31 protein-coding genes and 1 pseudogene are annotated in these 18,650 nt (G+C 68.8%); 4 read left to right on the top strand and 28 right to left on the bottom strand.

What is annotated here, in order from left to right; genetic code table 11:
• Window positions 1–9 precede the first annotated feature (9 nt).
• Window positions 10–189, top strand: coding sequence for a hypothetical protein (locus ACFVX4_RS33335; protein ID WP_389984667.1), 180 nt, complete (start codon window positions 10–12; stop codon window positions 187–189).
• A 48-nt stretch (window positions 190–237) separates the two neighbouring features.
• Here ACFVX4_RS33335 and ACFVX4_RS33340 read toward each other — a convergent pair whose 3' ends face one another.
• The 11 genes and pseudogenes from ACFVX4_RS33340 to ACFVX4_RS33390 all read right to left on the bottom strand — a co-directional run.
• Window positions 238–867: a hypothetical protein gene (locus ACFVX4_RS33340; protein WP_389984669.1), complete on the bottom strand. Its 630-nt coding sequence runs from the start codon at window positions 865–867 to the stop codon at window positions 238–240.
• Between the two features lie 81 nt (window positions 868–948).
• On the bottom strand, window positions 949–1,116 hold the full coding sequence (locus tag ACFVX4_RS33345) for a hypothetical protein (RefSeq protein WP_389984672.1): 168 nt from the start codon (window positions 1,114–1,116) through the stop codon (window positions 949–951).
• A 259-nt stretch (window positions 1,117–1,375) separates the two neighbouring features.
• Window positions 1,376–1,570 (bottom strand): hypothetical protein, encoded by a 195-nt coding sequence (locus ACFVX4_RS33350; protein ID WP_389984675.1) that lies wholly within the window; start codon window positions 1,568–1,570, stop codon window positions 1,376–1,378.
• Window positions 1,567–1,968 carry a hypothetical protein gene (locus ACFVX4_RS33355; RefSeq protein WP_389984677.1) on the bottom strand — a complete coding sequence of 134 codons (402 nt, stop codon included), beginning with the start codon at window positions 1,966–1,968 and terminating at the stop codon, window positions 1,567–1,569. The genes ACFVX4_RS33350 and ACFVX4_RS33355 overlap by 4 nt, the downstream gene beginning before the upstream one ends.
• A 77-nt stretch (window positions 1,969–2,045) precedes the next feature.
• Complete coding sequence (locus ACFVX4_RS33360; protein WP_389984680.1) at window positions 2,046–2,231, bottom strand: hypothetical protein; 186 nt, start codon at window positions 2,229–2,231, stop codon at window positions 2,046–2,048.
• A gap of 179 nt (window positions 2,232–2,410) precedes the next feature.
• Complete coding sequence (locus tag ACFVX4_RS33365) at window positions 2,411–2,632, bottom strand: hypothetical protein (protein WP_389984683.1); 222 nt, start codon at window positions 2,630–2,632, stop codon at window positions 2,411–2,413.
• A 477-nt stretch (window positions 2,633–3,109) separates the two neighbouring features.
• Window positions 3,110–4,474 carry a replicative DNA helicase gene (locus ACFVX4_RS33370; protein WP_389984686.1) on the bottom strand — a complete coding sequence of 455 codons (1,365 nt, stop codon included), beginning with the start codon at window positions 4,472–4,474 and terminating at the stop codon, window positions 3,110–3,112.
• On the bottom strand, window positions 4,471–4,887 hold the full coding sequence (locus ACFVX4_RS33375; protein ID WP_389984689.1) for a hypothetical protein: 417 nt from the start codon (window positions 4,885–4,887) through the stop codon (window positions 4,471–4,473). Before ACFVX4_RS33375 ends, ACFVX4_RS33370 begins: the two co-directional genes overlap by 4 nt.
• On the bottom strand, window positions 4,884–5,519 hold the full coding sequence (locus tag ACFVX4_RS33380) for a DnaA ATPase domain-containing protein (protein WP_385618626.1): 636 nt from the start codon (window positions 5,517–5,519) through the stop codon (window positions 4,884–4,886). The genes ACFVX4_RS33375 and ACFVX4_RS33380 overlap by 4 nt, the downstream gene beginning before the upstream one ends.
• Window positions 5,503–6,459, bottom strand: a complete 957-nt coding sequence (locus tag ACFVX4_RS33385) for a helix-turn-helix domain-containing protein (RefSeq protein ID WP_389984693.1) — start codon at window positions 6,457–6,459, stop codon at window positions 5,503–5,505. The genes ACFVX4_RS33380 and ACFVX4_RS33385 overlap by 17 nt, the downstream gene beginning before the upstream one ends.
• A 347-nt stretch (window positions 6,460–6,806) precedes the next feature.
• Window positions 6,807–7,118, bottom strand: a pseudogene (locus ACFVX4_RS33390) (WhiB family transcriptional regulator); the annotation flags it as partial.
• A 203-nt stretch (window positions 7,119–7,321) separates the two neighbouring features.
• On the opposite strand from ACFVX4_RS33390, the gene ACFVX4_RS33395 reads away from it, so the two are divergent.
• A complete protein-coding gene (locus tag ACFVX4_RS33395; RefSeq protein WP_389984696.1) occupies window positions 7,322–7,546 on the top strand; it encodes a hypothetical protein in 225 nt (74 codons plus the stop codon).
• A gap of 53 nt (window positions 7,547–7,599) precedes the next feature.
• On the opposite strand, the gene ACFVX4_RS33400 is transcribed toward ACFVX4_RS33395, so the two are convergent.
• The 17 genes from ACFVX4_RS33400 to ACFVX4_RS33480 form a co-directional block, all read right to left on the bottom strand.
• Entirely contained in the window at window positions 7,600–8,481 is an 882-nt protein-coding gene (locus ACFVX4_RS33400) for a hypothetical protein (protein ID WP_389984699.1), read from the bottom strand.
• Window positions 8,478–8,849, bottom strand: coding sequence for a hypothetical protein (locus tag ACFVX4_RS33405; protein ID WP_389984702.1), 372 nt, complete (start codon window positions 8,847–8,849; stop codon window positions 8,478–8,480). Before ACFVX4_RS33405 ends, ACFVX4_RS33400 begins: the two co-directional genes overlap by 4 nt.
• A complete protein-coding gene (locus ACFVX4_RS33410) occupies window positions 8,846–9,604 on the bottom strand; it encodes a hypothetical protein (protein ID WP_389984705.1) in 759 nt (252 codons plus the stop codon). Before ACFVX4_RS33410 ends, ACFVX4_RS33405 begins: the two co-directional genes overlap by 4 nt.
• A gap of 78 nt (window positions 9,605–9,682) precedes the next feature.
• Window positions 9,683–10,489 carry a recombinase RecT gene (locus ACFVX4_RS33415; protein ID WP_389984708.1) on the bottom strand — a complete coding sequence of 269 codons (807 nt, stop codon included), beginning with the start codon at window positions 10,487–10,489 and terminating at the stop codon, window positions 9,683–9,685.
• Window positions 10,486–11,373, bottom strand: coding sequence for a YqaJ viral recombinase family protein (locus ACFVX4_RS33420; RefSeq protein WP_389984711.1), 888 nt, complete (start codon window positions 11,371–11,373; stop codon window positions 10,486–10,488). The genes ACFVX4_RS33415 and ACFVX4_RS33420 overlap by 4 nt, the downstream gene beginning before the upstream one ends.
• Window positions 11,370–11,615: a hypothetical protein gene (locus ACFVX4_RS33425; RefSeq protein ID WP_389984714.1), complete on the bottom strand. Its 246-nt coding sequence runs from the start codon at window positions 11,613–11,615 to the stop codon at window positions 11,370–11,372. Before ACFVX4_RS33425 ends, ACFVX4_RS33420 begins: the two co-directional genes overlap by 4 nt.
• 82 nt (window positions 11,616–11,697) lie before the next feature.
• Window positions 11,698–12,744, bottom strand: a complete 1,047-nt coding sequence (locus tag ACFVX4_RS33430) for a hypothetical protein (protein ID WP_389984717.1) — start codon at window positions 12,742–12,744, stop codon at window positions 11,698–11,700.
• A gap of 105 nt (window positions 12,745–12,849) precedes the next feature.
• The gene (locus ACFVX4_RS33435) at window positions 12,850–13,116 is read right to left on the bottom strand and encodes a hypothetical protein (protein WP_389984720.1); all 267 of its coding nucleotides are present in this window, start codon (window positions 13,114–13,116) and stop codon (window positions 12,850–12,852) included.
• The gene (locus ACFVX4_RS33440) at window positions 13,116–13,436 is read right to left on the bottom strand and encodes a hypothetical protein (protein ID WP_389984723.1); all 321 of its coding nucleotides are present in this window, start codon (window positions 13,434–13,436) and stop codon (window positions 13,116–13,118) included. The genes ACFVX4_RS33435 and ACFVX4_RS33440 overlap by 1 nt, the downstream gene beginning before the upstream one ends.
• The gene (locus ACFVX4_RS33445; protein WP_389984726.1) at window positions 13,429–13,734 is read right to left on the bottom strand and encodes a hypothetical protein; all 306 of its coding nucleotides are present in this window, start codon (window positions 13,732–13,734) and stop codon (window positions 13,429–13,431) included. The genes ACFVX4_RS33440 and ACFVX4_RS33445 overlap by 8 nt, the downstream gene beginning before the upstream one ends.
• Window positions 13,727–14,143 carry a phiSA1p31-related protein gene (locus ACFVX4_RS33450; protein WP_389984729.1) on the bottom strand — a complete coding sequence of 139 codons (417 nt, stop codon included), beginning with the start codon at window positions 14,141–14,143 and terminating at the stop codon, window positions 13,727–13,729. Before ACFVX4_RS33450 ends, ACFVX4_RS33445 begins: the two co-directional genes overlap by 8 nt.
• A complete protein-coding gene (locus ACFVX4_RS33455; RefSeq protein WP_389984732.1) occupies window positions 14,140–14,448 on the bottom strand; it encodes a hypothetical protein in 309 nt (102 codons plus the stop codon). Before ACFVX4_RS33455 ends, ACFVX4_RS33450 begins: the two co-directional genes overlap by 4 nt.
• Window positions 14,445–14,651 (bottom strand): hypothetical protein, encoded by a 207-nt coding sequence (locus ACFVX4_RS33460; RefSeq protein WP_389984735.1) that lies wholly within the window; start codon window positions 14,649–14,651, stop codon window positions 14,445–14,447. The genes ACFVX4_RS33455 and ACFVX4_RS33460 overlap by 4 nt, the downstream gene beginning before the upstream one ends.
• A complete protein-coding gene (locus tag ACFVX4_RS33465) occupies window positions 14,648–15,301 on the bottom strand; it encodes a hypothetical protein (RefSeq protein WP_389984738.1) in 654 nt (217 codons plus the stop codon). The genes ACFVX4_RS33460 and ACFVX4_RS33465 overlap by 4 nt, the downstream gene beginning before the upstream one ends.
• A complete protein-coding gene (locus ACFVX4_RS33470; protein ID WP_389984741.1) occupies window positions 15,298–15,576 on the bottom strand; it encodes a hypothetical protein in 279 nt (92 codons plus the stop codon). The genes ACFVX4_RS33465 and ACFVX4_RS33470 overlap by 4 nt, the downstream gene beginning before the upstream one ends.
• 92 nt (window positions 15,577–15,668) lie before the next feature.
• A complete protein-coding gene (locus ACFVX4_RS33475) occupies window positions 15,669–15,965 on the bottom strand; it encodes a helix-turn-helix domain-containing protein (RefSeq protein WP_389984744.1) in 297 nt (98 codons plus the stop codon).
• Window positions 15,966–15,980: 15 nt separating this feature from the next.
• Entirely contained in the window at window positions 15,981–16,211 is a 231-nt protein-coding gene (locus ACFVX4_RS33480) for a helix-turn-helix domain-containing protein (protein WP_389984747.1), read from the bottom strand.
• 177 nt (window positions 16,212–16,388) lie between these two features.
• Here ACFVX4_RS33480 and ACFVX4_RS33485 point away from each other — a divergent pair, with 177 nt between their 5' ends.
• Window positions 16,389–16,808, top strand: a complete 420-nt coding sequence (locus tag ACFVX4_RS33485) for a hypothetical protein (RefSeq protein ID WP_389984750.1) — start codon at window positions 16,389–16,391, stop codon at window positions 16,806–16,808.
• Window positions 16,809–17,253: 445 nt separating this feature from the next.
• Window positions 17,254–18,534 (top strand): tyrosine-type recombinase/integrase, encoded by a 1,281-nt coding sequence (locus ACFVX4_RS33490; RefSeq protein WP_389984753.1) that lies wholly within the window; start codon window positions 17,254–17,256, stop codon window positions 18,532–18,534.
• Window positions 18,535–18,650 lie beyond the last annotated feature (116 nt).

Here is an 18,650-nt window from a genome sequence, read left to right on the forward strand (position 1 = left end):
GTCCTGGGCATGGACTCCTATCCCCCGGTCACCGGCTCGTACCCGTCCGCCCCGCGGCTTCCGCTGCTGACCGCGGACGAGGCGCGGGAGGCGGTGCGGCTACTGCGGCACTTCGCCGACGACAGCGCGGAGGGACGGGCGGGCGGGGACCTGGCGGCGGATCTCGCCCGCCGGTTGCCTGCGGAGTAGCTCTGAGCACAGCAAAGCGCCCCCGCCCGACTGGGAGGGGGCGCTCCGTCATGCCGCGATCGACCGTTCGGCGAGCGGCAGGTCCATCAACTCGCTGTGTCCGTACTGCTCGCCGCATCCGGGGCATCGGCAGCCGGGGGTGTCGAGGGTGACGCGGAGGGTCTGGCCGCAGGGGCAGGCGACGGGCACGGTGCGCGGCCGCCGCTCCCCCGACACCTGGGCCTCGCACTGGCGGTGGATCAGCGACACCTCGCGCGCGCATTCGTCGATGGCGGGGTGGTTGGCCGCGGCCCATTCGAGGTTGAACCTGAGCGTCCGGACGGCGTGGTCGACGCGCTGCTGCAGCGTCCCTGCCTCGCAGACCTCGGCCCGCCCGTGTTCGCGCCAGTCCCGCACCCAGGTTTCCAGTGGGCCGAGGACGGGGCCGCCCGCAGTCATCAGGTTCAGCACGCCCAGGCGGAGCGGTACGGGGGCTGTACGGCTCCCGGAGACCGCCGGGCCACCATTCCCTAACCTGGGGGCCAGTTGGGCGCTCAGGCGGGCATACAGACCCTTTGGCCCGGCCAGGGCCCGCAGTTGGCCGTCGATGCGATCGGTGCAGGGGCAGCAGGCGTACCGGCCGAGCTCGTCGGCGTACAGGCCGCGGTGGCAGATGAGGCATTCGGTCGACTCGTTCACGGCGGGCTCCTTGCGGGCGTGCGGTGGGACGGGGTGGGGTGGCCGGCCGGATGGGGTCCGGCCGGCCGGTGGTGCGGTGGGTCAGGTGGTCTTGCGGTCGCGGTGAGCGTCGGCGCGGTCGCGGTGGACGCGCCCGTCGGGGAGGCGGCTGCCGCGGGTGTCGTAGCAGAGGGCGCCGGGGACGCTGCCGCAGCGTGGGCAGCTGACCATGAGGGCGGGGTGGTGGATGGTGGGCTCGCGATACGTCATGGGGGTCTCCTACGTGAGCAGTTGGGTGGGTCAGGTGGTGGGCTGCTGCGGCTAGTCGAGGGCGTTGCTGTTGAGGACTTCGAGCGGGATACGACCGGTCATGTCTTCCTCCGTCGTGCTGCTCGTCGCGTGGCTCGGTTGGGTTGGGGTGTGGGTGCGTCGTCGGGTATGACCTGTTCGCCGCTGGTGCGGAGTTCGGTCTCCCACCGGGCCCCAAGGCGGCCGGCGCGCTCGCCTCGGGGACTGAACGACGGGGAGGTCATCGGGTTGTCTCCTCGGTGGCGTGGTCGGGGCAGAGGTCGCGGCCGGCGCGGCGGCGCCAGCCCTGCTTGCGGAGGTGGGCGCGGAGTTCCCGGTGGTGGGCGACGGGCAGAGGCCAGAAGCGCTCGGCGTTGCACTGCTCGCCGTCGACTTGGGTGTCGCACCGGATCGTGTGAATCACCCCGGCGCTCATCGGCTCGGCTCCTCGGCGGTGTCGACCTCGGGGTGGGTGAAGCCGACGGGCTTGCCGAGCTCCCGGGCGTATGCGATCTCGGCGCGGGTGCTGTCCCCGATGTAGTCGCCGACGACGAGCACCTCGTCGGCGAGGCGGATCTTCGCCCGGTGCAGGTTGTCAAGCTGGGCCTTGAGGGCTTCGGCTTCGGCCGGGTCCGCCCACAGGGGGTGGGGTTCCTTCATGTTGCAGCCGGGCTTGACGACGATGTACCCGACCGCGGTGAGTTCACAGTCGGCGTCGACCATGGCGTCCATGAACCGGGTGCTGCCGCAGATCACGACGATCGTCGGGATCTTGAGGCGGGCCTTGGCGTCGGCGAGCTTCTCAGTGGGGGTAAGCAACTGCGGGTACGACATGTGGATCTCCTTCGGGGTGTGTGGTGGAGTGGTCTGGCGCCCGCCCCGGCTATGACCCGGGGCGGGCGTCCGGCGTGTCACGGGGTGGGGCTGTCGAGGACGAGCTGCCCGGCGGCCTCGACGGCTGCTCGACGGGTGGCTGCGGCGGTCTCGCGGTGGTGATCGCGGTCGTAATGCAGATGGCAGCCCTGACACATGGCCCGCAGGTTCTCCGGTGCGCAGTTCTCGGGGGTGTGGTCGAGGTGCGCGACGGTGAGGATCACCTGCGAGCCAGTGCCGTAGGCGAGACCGCCGTGCAAGTTCGGGCAGCGGCCGGCGTGAGTGCCGCGCCCGCATTCGCCTGCGCACTCGCAGCGTCGGTCGGCGCGGCCGAAGCGAATGCTCGCGGAGATCTCTGGCCAGTTAGCTGGGTACCGGTTGCGGTTCTCGGGACGGATCGGCATCAGTGGCCGTCCTCGTTCTGCATGGCGTCGTAGCAGCCGACGCACATGTCGACGACACCTCCGTCCTCGGCCCCCATGTCGACGGTCACGAGGGTGTTCTCGTCGTCGCAGGTGCACGGGTCCGGGGTGTCAGCCTGGCTTGGGCGGCCGTCGGCTTCGTCGAGCTCGATGGCGTTCATGTCGGGGCGGTAGGTCATGGCGTTCTCCTTCGTGGTGGTCACAGGGACCAGAGGGTGGGTTGGTGGTGGACGAGCGGGAGTTCGGTCTGTCCGGGCATCGGCGCCTCGACGGCGGGCGACCCCGTGCGGGTGGCTGTGCGCCCGCGTGACGGCCTCGGAGGGGTGCCCGCGTCGCCCGTGCCGTCGGAGGGGCTCACGCGGCCGGAGACGGGCGCGGGGGCGGGGTCGGGGGTCACCGTGTGCCGCCCTTCGTGCAGCCGCCGCATTCGCACCGCGGGCCGTCTACGCCGGCCCGGTGCCGTTCGAGCGCCGCCGCCCACGCACCGGCGGCTTCAGTCCGGATCGGTCCGGGCGGTGAGGTCCCGTCAGGCCAGGCACCGGGCCGGGATCGCGGGATGACGGGCGGCGGCTCGGGCTCTGCGGCGACCCGCTGTTTCGGGGTGCGCCCGGTGAGGGACCGGATGTAGTCAAGGAGGTCACCATCGGCGCGCATTGCGGCGATGTCCTCGGGGGCGGCGCTCACGTCGCGGCCATGTCGAGGAAGGACGCATAGTGCAGAGCGGCCGCAGTGGTGATCGTTCCCGTCGGTCCCCCGCGGTGCTTGCCGACGATAAAGTCCGCCTCGCCAGCCCTCGCGGATTCCTTGTCGTGGGCGTCCTCGCGGTGCAGGAGGATGACCATGTCGGCGTCCTGCTCGATCGCCCCGGACTCGCGAAGGTCAGATACCTGCGGCCTCTTGTCGGTGCGCTGCTCGGGTCCGCGGTTGAGCTGGGCCAGGACGACGACAGTGATCCCGAACTCCTTGGCCATGAGCTTGAGTCCGCGGGTGAGCTTGGAGACTTCGGCCTGCCGGTTCTCCGCCTTGGGCGCCTGCATGAGCTGGAGGTAGTCGACGATGATGAGGCGCAGCCCGACGGTGCGGATCATGTGGCGAACCCGGCCGCGGAGGATCGGCAGCGACAGCGTCGAGCAGTCGTTGAGGTAGAGCGGGGCTGCGGCAATCTTCGGTGTTACCCGTGCCGCGCGGGCCATTCCGGCGTCGTCGACGATGCCCTGCTTGATGTGGTGCAGCGGGATGCGGGCTTCAGCAGCGAGGACGCTGTTGGCGAGCTCGGCCTCACCCATCTCCAGAGACTCGAACAGGGTCGGGATGCCGTGCTTGATTCCGGCAGCCCGTGCGAGGCCGAGACCGAGCGTGCTCTTTCCGATGGCTGGGCGGGCTGCAACAACGACCAGCTGGCCGGGGGCAAATCCTCCACTGAACAGGCCGTCCATGTCGATGAAGCCGGTGGGGATGCGGTCTTCGTTCGTCGGCTTGGTGATGGCGCGTTCGAGGGCGCCGCCGATGATGTCGCCGACGAGCGACGGGGTGCTGGCCTCGTCGTTGCGGACGAGGTTGTCGAGGGCGTCCTGCGCGGCGGCGATATCCGTCTCGGGGTTGAAGCCGGCGGACCGGGCGCGGGCGCTGATGTCGGCGCCGAGGGCAAGGTAGCGACGGGCGATGGACGCTTCGGTGATCTGCGCGGCGTAGTACGCGGCGGCGGAGTGCGACGTCTGGGCTTCGTCGTAGAGGCGGGCGAGTTGGTCGAGGGCGAGCGGCACGATCGGCATGTAGCCGGTGGCCCGCCAGGCCTGGAGCTGCCGGTCGACGGCCTGCCACCGGATCTCGCTGTTGCTGAGGGTCTGCCGGATTTCGTCGACGGCGCTCCACACCCACCGGTAGCGGTCGTCCTGAATGTCGGCGGGGTCGAACTCGGAGGCGAGCTCGTCAATGAGGTCGGGGCGGGCCATGACGGATGCGGCGATGATCCGCTCGGCTTCGAATGCGGACGGGCCGCCGGGCTGCTGCTCGTCGAGGGGCGCTGCCCACAGGTCGGTGGTCATGCGGTGATCTCCTGGGCCTTGGTGCGGGCGTCCTCGTAGCGCTGCCGGGCGGTGATGAAACCGGCTTCAGTGCCGCCACGGTCGGGATGGGCGGCGGCCATGGCGGCTCGCAGGGAGGCGAGGTCAGGCTTGGTGGCCTGCTCCAGCTCGGGCGGGCTCAGGTAGAGGTGGAAGTCCGGGGCCCACCAGCCTCGGGTCCGGGAGTAGATCTCGCCGTCGGCCTCAATGCGCTGCCGGTCGACGAACCCAGTCGACGTGGTCAATCCGTCTTCGCGGCGCACGTAATAGATCCGCTTCGGCGTCTTCCTCGTGATCCGGAACCGGACAACTCGCGGCGGTTCGTAGAACCGGGAGTCGTCGGCGACGCTGCTGTCGACGGCGTATAGGAACTCGACCGTCTCAATGGCGTTCACGCGGCCTCACCCCGGCGCCGGTCGTGGCCTTCGAGGAGGAGGACAGACCCGCGGCACATCTCGCCGAGCCGGGATGCGACCCGGGGGCCGGTGACGGGGATGAGGTCGCCGGGCAGCACGTCACTGGTGACGATCACCGGCAGGCGGTTGATGTACCGCTCGTCGAAGATCTCGAACAGGCGCTCCTGCGTCCACTCGGTGACCTTCGCCGCGGCGAGGTCGTCGATGTACAGGAGATCGCAGCGCTGGAGTTCCCGCGACAGGGTGAGGCGTTCGTCGTCGGGGGCATCGGGGCGCAGCGCGTCAAACAGAGCGGTCGACCGGAACGTGCGGACCAGCGGCGAGCCCTGCCACGGGCGGGCCGGGCCGTAGGCGGCGACCAGCCACCGGCGGCAGATCTCCCACGCGGCGTGGGTCTTCCCGACACCGATCGAGCCGGTGAGGAACAGGCTGTTGCCGGTCCAGCCGCCGATCCAGTCAGTGACGGCCTTGTCGGTGTCCGCGTCCAGGGTGATCGGCCGGCGGTAGATGACCGGGGTGCGGTCGGCAAACCGGGTGAGGGCGTCCTGGGCGCGGGCCTGAAGCCATTCGGCCCGCGGGTCGATCTCGTTGGGGTCAGAACTGGAGTGCACGCTTCTTCTCCTCTTCGGTCATGTTTCGGGGGGCGGTAGGGGCGGGGCCACCCCAACTGGTGGTCGGGGTGGGCAGTTCGTCGTCATACCGTTCACCGTTGAGCCAGGTCGTGGGGTGCGGAATGAACCGCGTCTCGGTCCGGCAGTGGGCCCAGTGGTCGCGGTGCTTTTGCACGGCGGCGATGAGGGTGTCGGCCTTGACGCCGTTTTTCACCGCGGCAGCAAAGGCGAGGCGGGCCTTGCCCTTGCCTTCCTTCCGCGGGTAGATCGCCCAGAAGGCGTCGAAGTCGGTGTCCTGTTGCTGCTTCGCGGTGGGCTGGGCCGACGGGGCGGGCGAGCCGAAGAGCGACTTGGTGCCGGTCTCGCTCTCGTGGGCCGGAGGCTCACAAGAGTCTTTTGGTTCATCTGTTGGTTCAGGTAGTTGGTTTGGGTGACGTGGACGTCGCCCCTCCTGCGACGTGGACGTCACCCCATCCGCGACGTCGGCGTCACCGGTGACGTCCACGTCACCCCTGACGTCCACGTCACCCGTCAAACCGGACTCGACAGGGTCTGAGCTGGGCTTCTTCTTACCGCCGCGCCGACGGGATGACGCCAACGTCACCCGTGACGCCAGCGTCACCTCATCCTTGCCAGCCCGACCGTCCGGAACGGTGCGCTCGACAGCCAGGTCGTAGACCTCCGGGCGCTTCCCCTCGGGCAGGTGATTGGCCTTGCTCTGGTCGCCGTACCGGATCAGCCCGAGCTTGCGGAGCTCGACAAGGTCCCGTTGAACAGACCGTTCCGACTTGCAGGCGTAGCCGGCCAGTCGAGCAACAGAGGGATAGGTGCCGCGCCCCTTCTTGTCGGCATGCCGAGCGAGTCCGCTCAGCGTGGCGACCAGCTGAGACGGCATTGGCGGGGCGAATTCAAGCGCCCAGTCCATGGCCTCTTTGCTCACGGGATCTTCTTTCCTGCGGTGTGGATAGGTCTGCCGGTCACGGCCCGCGGGCCGCGGTAAGGTCAGGTGGGGGTGCGCTGGAGGGTGGTGCCGGTGTTCCGCAGGCGGCGGTCGGCGTCCGTGTTGGCCTGGCGGCACGGGTCGCAGATCTTGGTGTGCTCCCGGATGTGCCTCTGATATCCGGGCCGGGTGCCGCACCTGGCTGCCTTCAGCGCGTTCTGTTCAGCGGCCTGCCGTTCGTAGGCATCGGATGCCGCCTGACACTCGGCGTCGATGGGCTCCCCGGCGAAGAGGTGCCGGTAGTACGCCTTTGTTGTCCCGCAGGCGGCCACGAGCGGCTCCGTTTCGGCCTGCCGTTCCTTGGCTGCAGCCCTGGCCTGCTGTCGGCGTCGATTGCGGCGTTCCTTCTCCGTGGTGCCACCCCAGATGCCTGCCTCTTGGCTGGCGTCGAGGGCCCACTGGAGGCAGGCGTCCTTGACGGGGCAGCGGCGGCAGACGGCCTTGGCTTCCTCGACCTGGGTGGCGTGATGCCCGGTCTCTCTGGCGGGAAAGAACAGCTCCGGGTCCTCGTCGCGGCAAGCGGCGTGCTCGCGCCACTGGTCGCCGCGGTCGACGGTGTTCGGCGTCTGTTTGGCGAGGGTGGCGAAGTTGCTGGTCACTGGTCCTCCTTGTTGGTGGAGGTGGTCATGGGGGCTGAGTGGGCGCACGGAACCAGGCCCATGCGGTCGCCGGATTTCGCGTCGGCGGGCCTCTCGGCGTGCTTCGAGAGTACCCCAGGGTGACCGGTCACCAGTAGGTCAATAGACAGTCGATCCGTGGCGTGGGGGTGCCCGGTCATCAGGCGGTCAGCTACTCTGTCGACATGACGACGAAGGGAACCCCCGGCCGCGTGGTCCGAATCGACGACGAGACCTGGGCTGCATACGGGGAACTGTGCGAGGCGGAGGGAACCTCCCGCGCCGATGACCTGCGCCGTCACGCCCACGCCCGAGTTGCCGCATGGCGCAAGGAGCAGGGCATCGAGCCGCCGGCCCCGAAGCGCAAGGTCGTGGTGCGTCGCAAGAAGCCGGCCGCCGACAACGACTGACGTCACGTCCCCTCCCTTCCTGCCCCGCGTTGCCGCGGGGCTTTGTCGTGCGTTCAGGCGGCCTGGGCCGTCTCGGGGCGGGGGTGGAGTTCCTGCTGCGTCGCTTTGCGGTACCTGCCGATGGCGGCCTGCAGGTTGTCCTTCGTGACGCCGAGGCGTTCCGCGGCCTGCTGCCGGGTGTGCCCCAATCGCTCAAGTTCGAGGCCGTTCTCCGCCAGTTCGATGAACCGCGGCGTAGCTTCGACAGCGGGGGTGAAGTTGGGGTTGTCGAAGTCGTCGGCGTCCCAGTACGCGAATCCGACCCATCCCTTGCGCGCTGCCCGGGTGCGGGTCGGCTTTGCCAGGTGAGCGGGAACTCCGTGTTCTTCGGGGCGCTGATCGACGAGCTGGGTGTACAGGGCCCGCACCGCCTCCGCAGTGGACAGGCGAACGATGTCGTTGCCCTCTCCGCGCAGAAGGTAGGCGGTGTAGCCCTGCCCGGTGCCGAGCCGTTCGTCGAGGGCCTTCGCCGGCCAGCCTTCAGCGACCAGCACTTGGAGGCGGCGCCTGGTACCGAGCCGAGGAATGAGGGCGCCGTTGCGTGATGGGCCGCTGTTCTCGGGGACAGGTACGGCGAAGATGCGGGCGGCGGTGCTGTGCATGACCGGCTTCTTGGTGCGGATGATCTGGTAGATGTGCGAGGGCGAGAGCCTGGCGGCAGTGCGGATTTCGTTGTCGGTCAGCCCGGCCGCGCGAAGCCGCCAGATGCGGGCGATGACCTTGTCGGCGGGAACGAACCCGCTGCGGCCAGTGGCTCGGAGGTACTTCCATTTGCGTGCCGATGCGGTGGCCGCGCTGGTGCATTCGGGCCGGTGACATCCGCGGCGGTAACACTGAGGGGTGCCGTGCTCCGGCGTCGGTCCGGGCTGGCGAACTCGGGGGGCGGCGGTGGTCATGCGGCGGCGCTCCCCTGCGCTCGGGCTGTGCGCTCGGCGGCGATGGTGCGCCCCTTGCCGGTGAGGGCCCAGACGGCCAGGCGATGCCCGTGGGTGGCGGGCGAGGTGGAGGGGACGGCCCGGCCGGTGTGGGCGATGATCCCGCCGGTGCGCAGGCTGTTAATCGCGGCGCCAAGGAAGCCGTGACCCATCTCGGGGAGGACGTCCCGCAAGTCGTTGCAACTAAAGTCGGTGTGGTGCTGGCCGAAGGTGAGGACCGCCTGCTCGACGAGGAACTGGTCCCAGCTGGACTGATCGGCTATCTCCTCAAGGAGGAAATCCTTCTCGGCGGCGGCGTGGCGCTCGGCGACCGTGAGGCGACGGGTCATGACGGGTTCTCCTCATCGACGAAGAGGCTGGCCTGGGGGTCGTTGTTGCCGCGCGCTTCCCACTGGCGGCGGTAGCGCTCGACTTCTCCTGAGCACTCCTGGCGGGCGTGGAACACGGCGGAGTGCTCAGGCAGGTCGGGGCGCCACAGGTTCGGCCCGGGGAAACGGGCTGCCTTCTGGCGGGCGTTGACGTACTCGCCGCAGCCGAGGCAGTGGCCGGGCGCGATATCCATGAGCACACTGGCTCGGGCCGCATCACTGTCGGCAATCCGCTCGGCAATCTCGTGTCGGCACGGGGGAAGCTCTCCGCAGGCCGAGCAGATGCAGTAATGCTCGGGCAAGACTTCCCAGGAGTGGTTGTATGGGCCGACCAGGTGCAGTTCCGCCTTCGGCTGGCCGTCCCGGGTGAGCACGAAGACGAAAGGGCGGCCGTCCCAGGTGGCCTTCTCGGGGCGCTCGCCGCGCGGGTAACGCTCCCAGCGGGCCAATGCCTCCTTGAAGTTCTCCTCGTGCTTCTCTCCCCACAGGTCGATGGGGCGTTCGGTCAGCTCGACGACGCGGTAGGGCTGCCGGTCCCAGATAACGAGGACGCCGGGTTCGAGCTGCACGTAGTTGGCGAGGGACCGCTTGTCGTCGATGCGCTGCTGTTGGCGCCGCATTGCCGACCTCGGCTCGCCGATGCGGTGGTTTACGGGGCCTCGGGGCGGGTGGACGCCACCGTGCTTCGTGGTCTGGCGCGGGTACCAGCGGGTCATGACGTGTTCCTTTCCGTGTGGTGTGCTTGAGGCCGGGGCCGCCCTGTTTCGGTCAGGGCGGCCCGACCACGGGGTGGGTCAGTCGACGAGCTCGCCCTCGATGGGGTCGTCGTCTTCGTCCGGGTCGATCTCGCCGAGCGCACCCGTCGTCACCGCCGGGGTGTCGAGACGCTCGATCACGCCGGCCCGCTTCTCTGCCGAGGTGGGCACCCACTTGCCGAGGCGCCGGGCCGCGGTCTTCAGCCACATGGCCTCTTCGTCGGTGCGCCACGGGCTGTACTCGCCGTCGGCCCCGTCGGACTTGGCCTTGGCGCGGGCGATGTGGTCGCGGTTGAGGACGACGACCTTGCTGATTGCTCCGCCCTGCATGACGGCGTAGGCGTAGGCGCCGATGAGCGGGCCTCGGTCCCCGAACCAGTCGACCTTGTGGAACGGCTGCTTCATCGCGCCGGGCCAGCGGGGTGGACGTTGCTCGTCGAGAGCGCCGGGCGTCCAGGCGAACTCGTCGTTCTGCCGGACCACTTCGACGACGACGGACTGTGCGGCGCCTGCGTTGTAGATGAGCTCGACGATGCCCTGGTAGCCGACGATGCCTTGGACCTCAAGCTGGCCCCTGCGCTTGATCGGGCGCAGGTAGAACTGTTCGGTGCCGGGCTCCAGCCCGAGGCGGGCGGCGGTCATGAGGGCGCTCATGAGGGAGCCGGGGTTGTTCTGTGCCGCGGCGGTGAGCTTGTCGTTCTGGCGCAGGACGCCGACGGCGAGGCGGGCGAACGTGTCGACCTTGATGTGGCTGGCGGCTACGACGGCGAGCTCCGGCTTGTACTGCTCGATGACGTTGGCCGGCGTCTGCTCTTGGCGGGCGAGGGCGTTGCTGATCTGGCTCATGCGCTGGTTCCCCTGTAGGGCTGGAGGGCGAGGGTGGTGCCGTCGTCCTTGACGGTTCGGTAGGCGATGCGGCGGTCGCCGTGGACGGCGCGGTAGCCGGTGCCGATGGCGTCGAGGATCTGGCTGCGGGCCCGTGCGAGTTCGGTGTCGGCGTCGCGGTAGGCCTGCTGGGCGATGTCGTAGTCAGCGGCGTACTCGGCGCTGATCTCGACGTCGCGGTCTTCGCGGCCGGCGGGCTGGACGCGGATGGTCTGGTAGGTGGCGTCGGCCCCGTCGATCGGCGGCCGGTTGCCCTGGCGGACGTCGTCGAGGAAGCGCTCCGCCGCCCCGCGCATGACCTCCGCGTCCGTCTCGTCGTACTCGACGACGTACTCGCGGTAGTCGTGGCCCGAGACCAGCAGCGCCACGTGGCAGACGTCCAGCCCGAGGGTGTCGAGCTGCCACTGCACCTGGCACCGGTAGTAGATCGGGATCTCGTCGCTGCCCGCCGGACCCCATCCGTCGCCGAACGGGGACGTCTTGACCTCGACGAGCCGGTCCTGGGCGATCCGGTCCGGGGTGGCGCGCTGCCACTCCCGGTCGCGGTGCCGCCACGTGCCGGTGGTGCGGAGTTCGATCTCGGGGTGCTCGTCGGCGAACTTCTGGGCGACGGCGTCTTCGAGCCGGTTGCCCCACTCGACAGCGGGGTTCGTCTCGAACGGCGGGGTGGGCAGTCCGGCCTTCTTGTGCCAGAGGCTGAAGCGGCTGGCCCACGGCGACAGGCCCATGACTACGGCGATCTCGGTGGCGGTGATGCACAGGCCGGCGCGGGCCTGCTCCCACTCCTCCGTGCCGGGGATGTATTGGCCGAGGAGGATGCCGGTCGGAGGGTTGAAGGCGGTCATGCCGCACCAGCAATCCGCTGCAGCTGGGCGATGCCGTTGACGTCGTTCTTCGCGGCGTAGAGGGCGGCGACCAGCTCCGGGTACACGCTGCTGAGAATCGCGAGGTTGACGATGTCGGCCGCGTCCATGGCTTCCATGAGCCGCTGAGTGAACGAGCCGGGCTGGGCACCTCCGTCAGCGCCGTAGTGCCACAGGACGTGGCGGGCGGTGTCCTCGGTGATGGCGGGTGTCTGGGTGCTCATGTGCCATGCCTTTCGGGGTGTGGAGGCCCGCCCCACTCGGGGAGGTCGGGGCGGGCCCGGCGGCGGAGCTGGGGGGTGGTGATCAGGCCGCGGGCTGCTCGACGGTCCGCTTCTCGGCGAGCCTCTTGAGGTGGGCCTCGTAGTCGTCGGACCACTTCTGCGGGTCGTGTCCGGCCGCCTTGGCGATGTCCCACGCGTTCTCGCTGAAGTCCCCCGCGTCCAACTCCTCGCCCAGCTCGGCGACGGTCTGCGCGGCAAGTCGAGGATCGGCCTGGTGGAGGGCGGCGAGGAACCGGTACGCGGACCAGGCATTCACCCCGGCGGTGGCGTAGGAAGCGATAGCCCCGGCGTCCTTGCTGGGTGCGCCGAGCAGGTCGCTGGTCGACCGGAGTGTCTGCTGAAGCAGGCTTTCCACCATGTCGGGGATGGTGGACGCGGCCTCGTAGCGGGGCTTCTCCTCGGCGGGCATGTCCGCATCCATGTCGGCGACCTCATCGCTGTCCGCGAAGATGCTCGGCCAGAGTTCGAGGGCCTGCTCGAACGTCTCGTCCTCGCACGGGCCAACGCCCGTGTAGCGCTTCGGCGCCTGAGCGCCGATGAAGTCCTTGCCGAACACCATGAACGCCTTGTGGTCCGTGGTGATACGGACTCGAAGAGCGTCTCCGGCGTCAGCCCAGCGGGCGAGCATCCTGGAGTCCACGATGGGGAACGCGTAGATGGTGGGGATGTTCGCCGCCACGCCTCGCAGCAGGGCCCGCCAGTCGGGGAATTCCAGATTGTCCGTCACCGGCACCCGCATCTCGGTGCGCGGGGTGACGAAGACCAACCGCCCGGTCTCGGCGCCGATCGTGACCGTGAGGTTCCCCTCCTGAGCGTCGAGCCACTCACGCAGCGGCTTCAGCCAGGCAGCAGGGATGGTGCGGGCGAAGGTCTCGCCGTTCTTGTCGTCGTGGTTGAGGCGGTAGCGGGAGGCGGCGATGGTGTACCGGTCGGAGGCGACGGCGTACAGGTGGGTGGCATCGACGTCGAGCCGGATGCCGTGCAGCACCTCGACGTACTCGTCGCCGATGTGGCCGCGGACCTTGTCGATGAGTCGGCCGAGCTGGTGGGCGTTGATGGTGACGGACATGCGTGTCTCCTGGGAGGCTGGTGGGTGTCCCCGCCGACTTGTCCTCGGCGGGGCTTCTGCGTGGGCGCCGGGCCGACGACCGGTGGCATCCGCCGGCCCGGCGGGTCAGGCAGCGAACTCGGCACACATGGCGTCGGGTCCGGGCCGGAGCAAGACAGGGCTTTCGCCGCCGCGTGCCAGGTAGTGGGCTGTGTCGCTGCGCGGGCAGATGACGCGGCCGTCCGGGAAGCGGGCCCAGTCGGGGTTCTCGTCGACCTGGGCGAGAGCCAGGGTGGGGGTGTCGTCCCAGCACCAGACCTCGTTGGCCTCGTCGAAGACTTGGCCGCATGTGTCGCAGCGGGCGATATGGAACGTCCGGGTCTCGACGGCCATCACGCCACCTCCGTGTCGCACGCCCGGTGGGCGCCCATGTCGTCGAGCTGGCGTTCGCGGGTGGCGAGCTTGGTCTGCAACTCGGCGATCTCGGCGTCACGCTGGTGCAGCTGGGCGAGGAGGTGCGGGATGTCCTCGCGGGCGTGGGCTGTGAAGTCGGCGTCCCGGTAGTCCTGGACGCTGCCGCCAAATACGGCGAGCCGCTCCTCGGTGGCCGCCTGCACGATGCCCGGGTCGCCAGGCTGTGCGGCCCACGGCCCAGGTGTGGCAGCGGCCGCGCGGGCCTCGATCTCGGCGAGGCGAGTGGTCGGCTCAGGCATTGCGGTTCCCCCTGATGCCGGCCGCCTTCCGGTGGCTGCATTTGCCGAGGAAGCAGGGCTGGGCGTCCTGCCGCCACTGCTCCTTGCTGAGGAGGCGAACCCGCCATCCCTGTCGGGTCTGCCGGTCACGGTCCCGCGTCCGGGGCGTGAAGTCCTGGTGCGCGGCCTCTTCGGTCGCTGCGGCGTGCCCGACCATCGAGCCGTAGACGCAGCCCCGGCCGTCGGTCAGAACCCAAAAGCATTCGGCGAGCCGAACCGGGGCGGCCTGGCCCTCGATCTGAACCATCAGCTCAGGCATTGCGGGCTCCCTTGAGGCTCTTGATGAAGGCGCGGAAGCCGGACTGCTCCAGCGGGCTGGGTGCGAGGACCCGGCCGGGCGCCTGCGGGATGGTCTGGGCGGCGATGCGTGCACCGAACGCGGCCGGCGTCTCGACGTAGCCCGAGCGCACGGTGTCGGCGTAGTCGGGGTCGACCGCAGCCCGGTACTGGTCGGCCGTCGGGCGGGGCGTCAGCGGGATCAGCGGTCCGTGGTCGCGGTACACCGTCGGCAGCGGCAACGCGGTCTGGCAGTCGGCCCGGTCCGAGCGGCACGCCAGCAGCGGCTCGCCGTCCGCCCAGCCGCCCGTCCAGATCCACTCGACACCAAGGACATCGGCGAGCGGGACGTCCAGGTCGAAGGTGACGCCGTCGTGCAGGTAGGGGGTCATGACGCGTCACCGGGCTCAGCCTTGAGGCGGGCGATCTCCGCGCGGGCCGCCTCCAGGTCGTCGGCCGCCGTGCGCTGTTGATCGGCTCGCGCTGCGATCTCGTCACGCCAGGCAGTCACTGCCTGGGCGAACCGGTCAGCGATCTTCAGCTGCTCGTCGATGCTGAGCTCCGAGTCGAGCTGGAAGGTGATATAGCCAGGCGCGTGTTCGCCGTCCGGCTCCACGTAGAACACCGGAGCCACGGACGTGTTGCCCCGGAAATGGGCCTTCATCCCCAGGAAGAAGGTGGCGGTGTAGTAGCTCATGCGGTCCCCCTGCGGGTCTTGTGGTGGTGGAGGTCGACGAGCGGCGGGACGGTGCTGCCCGGGTCGGCGTCGTAGAGGAGGTGCCGGTACTCGGCGGCGAGGCCGGCGGCGAGGCGCTCGGCCTTCAGGGCGGTCATCTGGTCGGCGGCGGCCACCCAGTCGGTGGTCGGCACGTCCACGCGGGCCAGGTCGGTGGCGGTCATGAGGCACCGCCCGGGTTCGCGGTCGGGGCGGTCGGCTCGGCAGCCATCGCGCGGATCGCCCGCAGGACCATGTCGGCGCCCTTCCGGGCCTCACCCTTGAGCGGAGCGATGGCGGTCTCCACGTCGTGGCCGAGGACTGTCAGGAGCTCGGCACGGGAGGGGCGGGTGGTCAGCTCGCTCCGCAGGAAGACGGCCCGGCCCGCACTGTGCTTCGTCAGCCGCTTCTGCTCGGCCAGCTCGGCGCGGACACGGTCCAGCTCGGCCAGCAGGTCGGTGGCGTACTGCGCCGATGCCTCCAGCCAGCGGGCGACCGGGTTAGCGACGCCGACGATGCTGTCCGGGTCGTACTCGGTGCGACCGATGGCAAGCGCGTCGCCCGAGCGCATCGTCGAGTACTTCTCGCCCTCACGCTGGTCTCGGAACTCCAGGTCGCCGTAGACCACGTAGCCCATCTCGGGGTCGAGGAGTTCATCGCCCCGGTGGTCGGTCGGCTTGGCGGCGCGCAGCACGTACTGGCGGCCGGAGTGGTCAGTGACGAGCTGCGGGCCACCAGCGTGACGCGATCCGATCCAGCGCCAGGGAGGTGCGGGAACGGCGTCCAGGTCGGTGCGGATCTCGGCCTCGCGCTCCGGCGACAGGGGGGCACTCACGCCGCCACCGCCTTCAGGTCTTCGGTGCGGGCTGCGTGCAGCGCCTCACGGTGCTGCTCCATCGCCGCCTCGCGGGATTCCGCGCGCTTCGAGGACTTGTTGATGACGAAGCCGCCGATCAGCAAGCCGTCGTGCTGCTCGCTGGGGCTGTCGTCGAAGATGACCGTGTCGTAGTGGCGGGGCGCGATGCGGACTGTTGACACGGTGAGCGACAGGCCGTCGCCCTTCACCGGCGTCTGCCGGACGATCTGAGGGAACGTGTTGCGTGAGAACATGGTGGGGGTCCACCTCTCTGTCTTCGGGATGTATGGGTGGATCTGAGGTCGCACCGGACTGGCGAGTTACGGGGCGGCCTCTTTTGCTGCGGTCAGGCAGCGGCGGGGACCTGCGAGGTGACCGGGCGCTTACGAGGGCGGCCGCCTCCCCGCCGGATCGGCTCGGCGTGTACGCGGGTGGCCTCGTAGTACAGGTCCATGTCGCGGCGGCTGACGATGATGCGGCCGCCTTCGTGGTCCCTGCTGACGCCGATCAGGCCGGCTGCGATGCGGCGTCGCAGCGTCTTCACGCTGAGGCGCAGCACGAAGGCGGCTTCCGGAACGGTGAAGTAGGGGGCGTTCAGGTCGTCGGGCTTGATGGGCTTATCGGGGGCCCTGGTGGCAGGCACTTCGGTTCCCTTCGGTTAGTCCTCAGTGGGGGCGAGGAGCTCGTCGTCGGTAGCGTTCAGAGCGGCACGGAGGCGGACGTATTTGCCCGGTCTCATGCGCTTGCGGGTGCCGGTTTCGAGCTTTCGCAGGTAACTGGCGGTGCAGCCGATTTCGTCGGCTAGTTGCTGGACTTCGATCCCCGCGTGCATGCGTTTGGTGCATATGGCCGCCCCGTCCACTTCGAAAGTGGTTGGGGGTTGGTGCATGCCTTGAAGTTACCCATAGATGCCCACGCTGTCTACCCACAGCTGCCCACCAGGCGCCCATCGCGGGACACGTGTTACCCATACATGCCCCTTGAGCTGGGGTTACGTAAGAGTCACTTCAGGCCCAATCCGCCCCTAGTCCTGGCTGGTCCTAGCGGGTCCTGCCAAGATGGGCGCATGGCACCCCGTGACCTCGATCGCCTCGCGAAGGTGGCGCAGAAGCGCCGCCACGACCTCGGCCTTGCCCTGAACGACAAGAACGCCAAGGACGCCGGCACGTCCAAAGGGACGTGGCAGCGGGTCGAGCGGGGGGAGGCCATCCGGACCACGAACTACGTCAAGATCGACGCCCTGCTGATGTGGGCACCCGGCAGTTCCATTGCCGTACTCGAAGGCAAGGAGCCAGTACCTATCGCGCCGCTGGAGTCCGCACCCGGAGTCGTCGTATCGCACCTCTCGCCAGAGCTCCTCGACGAGGAGGCGCGCGACGTCGTCCAGTTGGCCGCCATCGCGACAACCAGCGGCCTCACGGCCGACGAGATCCGAGCACTGTCCGACCGGGTGGTTCGAGACCTCAAATCACGCGGTCTCATCTGAGCGAACTTCACCCGAATGCCGTACAACCATTTGCTTTTACGGCTCTGTTACCAACTTTCCCTATGCCATCTTGAGCACAAGTGGCCCCAACTGGGCATGTTCGTGGCAGAGTCGAAGCACGTCCTTGGAGGCTCCGTCAATCCCGGACAGTAGGGGGAGCCATGCTGTATGGAGACGCATTCATAGCCGACTACGGGCCGACGTTCATCGGACAGGCGCTCAAAGTCGACAACAGGATCGTCTGTGTAGTCCCCCGCCAACTGTCAGCCCAAGGCGCGGGTCGGTCCGCGATGCGGGAACTGGTCGAGGGACTCGGTGGAAGCTGTGGCGAATGCCGTAACTGCCCTGTCGGCAGGAACGACTGACACCATGGGGTGCGTGGGAATGTCCTGGCGGTAGGGGTACCTGCCGGACACCCCGCGCCCACCGCACCAAAGGGGTTCTCATGCGCCGGGTCCATCAACACGTCCACGTCGAGTGGCGGGGCAGCACCTGCCGCGTCAAGTGGTGGAGCGGTGACCTCCACGAGAACGGCCGCAAGCGGTACGAGTCCAAAGGCGGCTTCACCGACGAGGAAGAGGCCACCCAGCACGGCCTCGACAAGCTCTATGAGATCCGGCACGGCACCCACGTCAGCAACCGCGACGGCGCCACCCTCATGTCGGACTGGCTGGACGACTGGCTGGACTCCCTCGACCACGCCCACCTCACGGAGAAGGGCTACAGGTCGAAGGTTGAGAAGCACATCCGCCCCTACTTCAAGCGTATGACCGTCGCTGACATCGACGTCATCGCGTACCGGGCGTTCCGGAAGCACGTGAACAGCGTCGTCGGGCCAGGCACGGCAAAGAACGTGATGATGGTGCTGGGCATGGTCCTGGACGACGCTGTCCCCCGCCTGATCAAGGTCTCGCCGGTCGAGCGGAACCGGAAGCGCGGCAAGTACACGAAGAAGGCTAAGGAGCGCAAGAAGGACCTCGCGCCGGAGGTTGTCGAGCGGCTAGCCCTGAACTCAGAGATCTTCTTCGGGTACTCCGGCTACGTCTTCGTCTGGACCATGGCGATGACGGGCATGCGGCCGGCCGAACTGTTCGCGCTGACGCGGGAGTACTGCTACCCCGCCTGGCCGGCTTCCGATCCGCGCACGGATCCCGATGAGGTCGAGCGGTACGACGAGGACGTGGAGCGGTACGGCAAGGGTGAGGGGCTGATGCCCGCCATCCGTGTGGAGCGGCAGGTGCAGCACAAGGACGGGAAGCTGCAGTTCTTCGCGCCGAAGTACGGCAGTTACCGCGCCCTGGTCATACCGCCCTTCCTCGCCGAAATGCTAGAGAAGCTGCTCGAATCGCACGACAGCAAGTGGGTCTTCCCTGCCAAGTGGGGAGGAAGTCTTGGGTCGGTGGCATTCGACACCGCCTACTGGCGGCCGATTGCGGACGGCGCAGATGCCCGGCAGGGCCCGGGGGTACGCAAGCCGCGGCCTGCCATTCCCACGGTGCCGACCTTCAAGGGCAAGCGCCTCTACCTCATCCGCCACGGCCACAAAGCCTGGCTGGACGAAGACGGACACAGCGAGTTCGCGGTGGAGACGCGTATGGGGCACGAAGTCCGCGGTATGGGCGGGGTGTACGGGAGCATGACGGTGGCAATGGAGCGTGCCATCATGAAGTCGCTGCAGGGGCGCTACGACGGTCTGCTGGAACGGCTGAGGAAGGCCAAGAGCTAGATCAACTCCCAGTCGTTTCCCAAACCACCCCAGCGGCCCGATGAATTGGCTGGTCAGGAAGCTGTAGACCGCCAGCTGTCGAAGTTCTTCGAGAACTCCCCGTTGTTGAACCGGTC

It is taken from the genome of Streptomyces sp. NPDC058240 (assembly GCF_042882135.1).
Classification (GTDB): domain Bacteria; phylum Actinomycetota; class Actinomycetes; order Streptomycetales; family Streptomycetaceae; genus Streptomyces.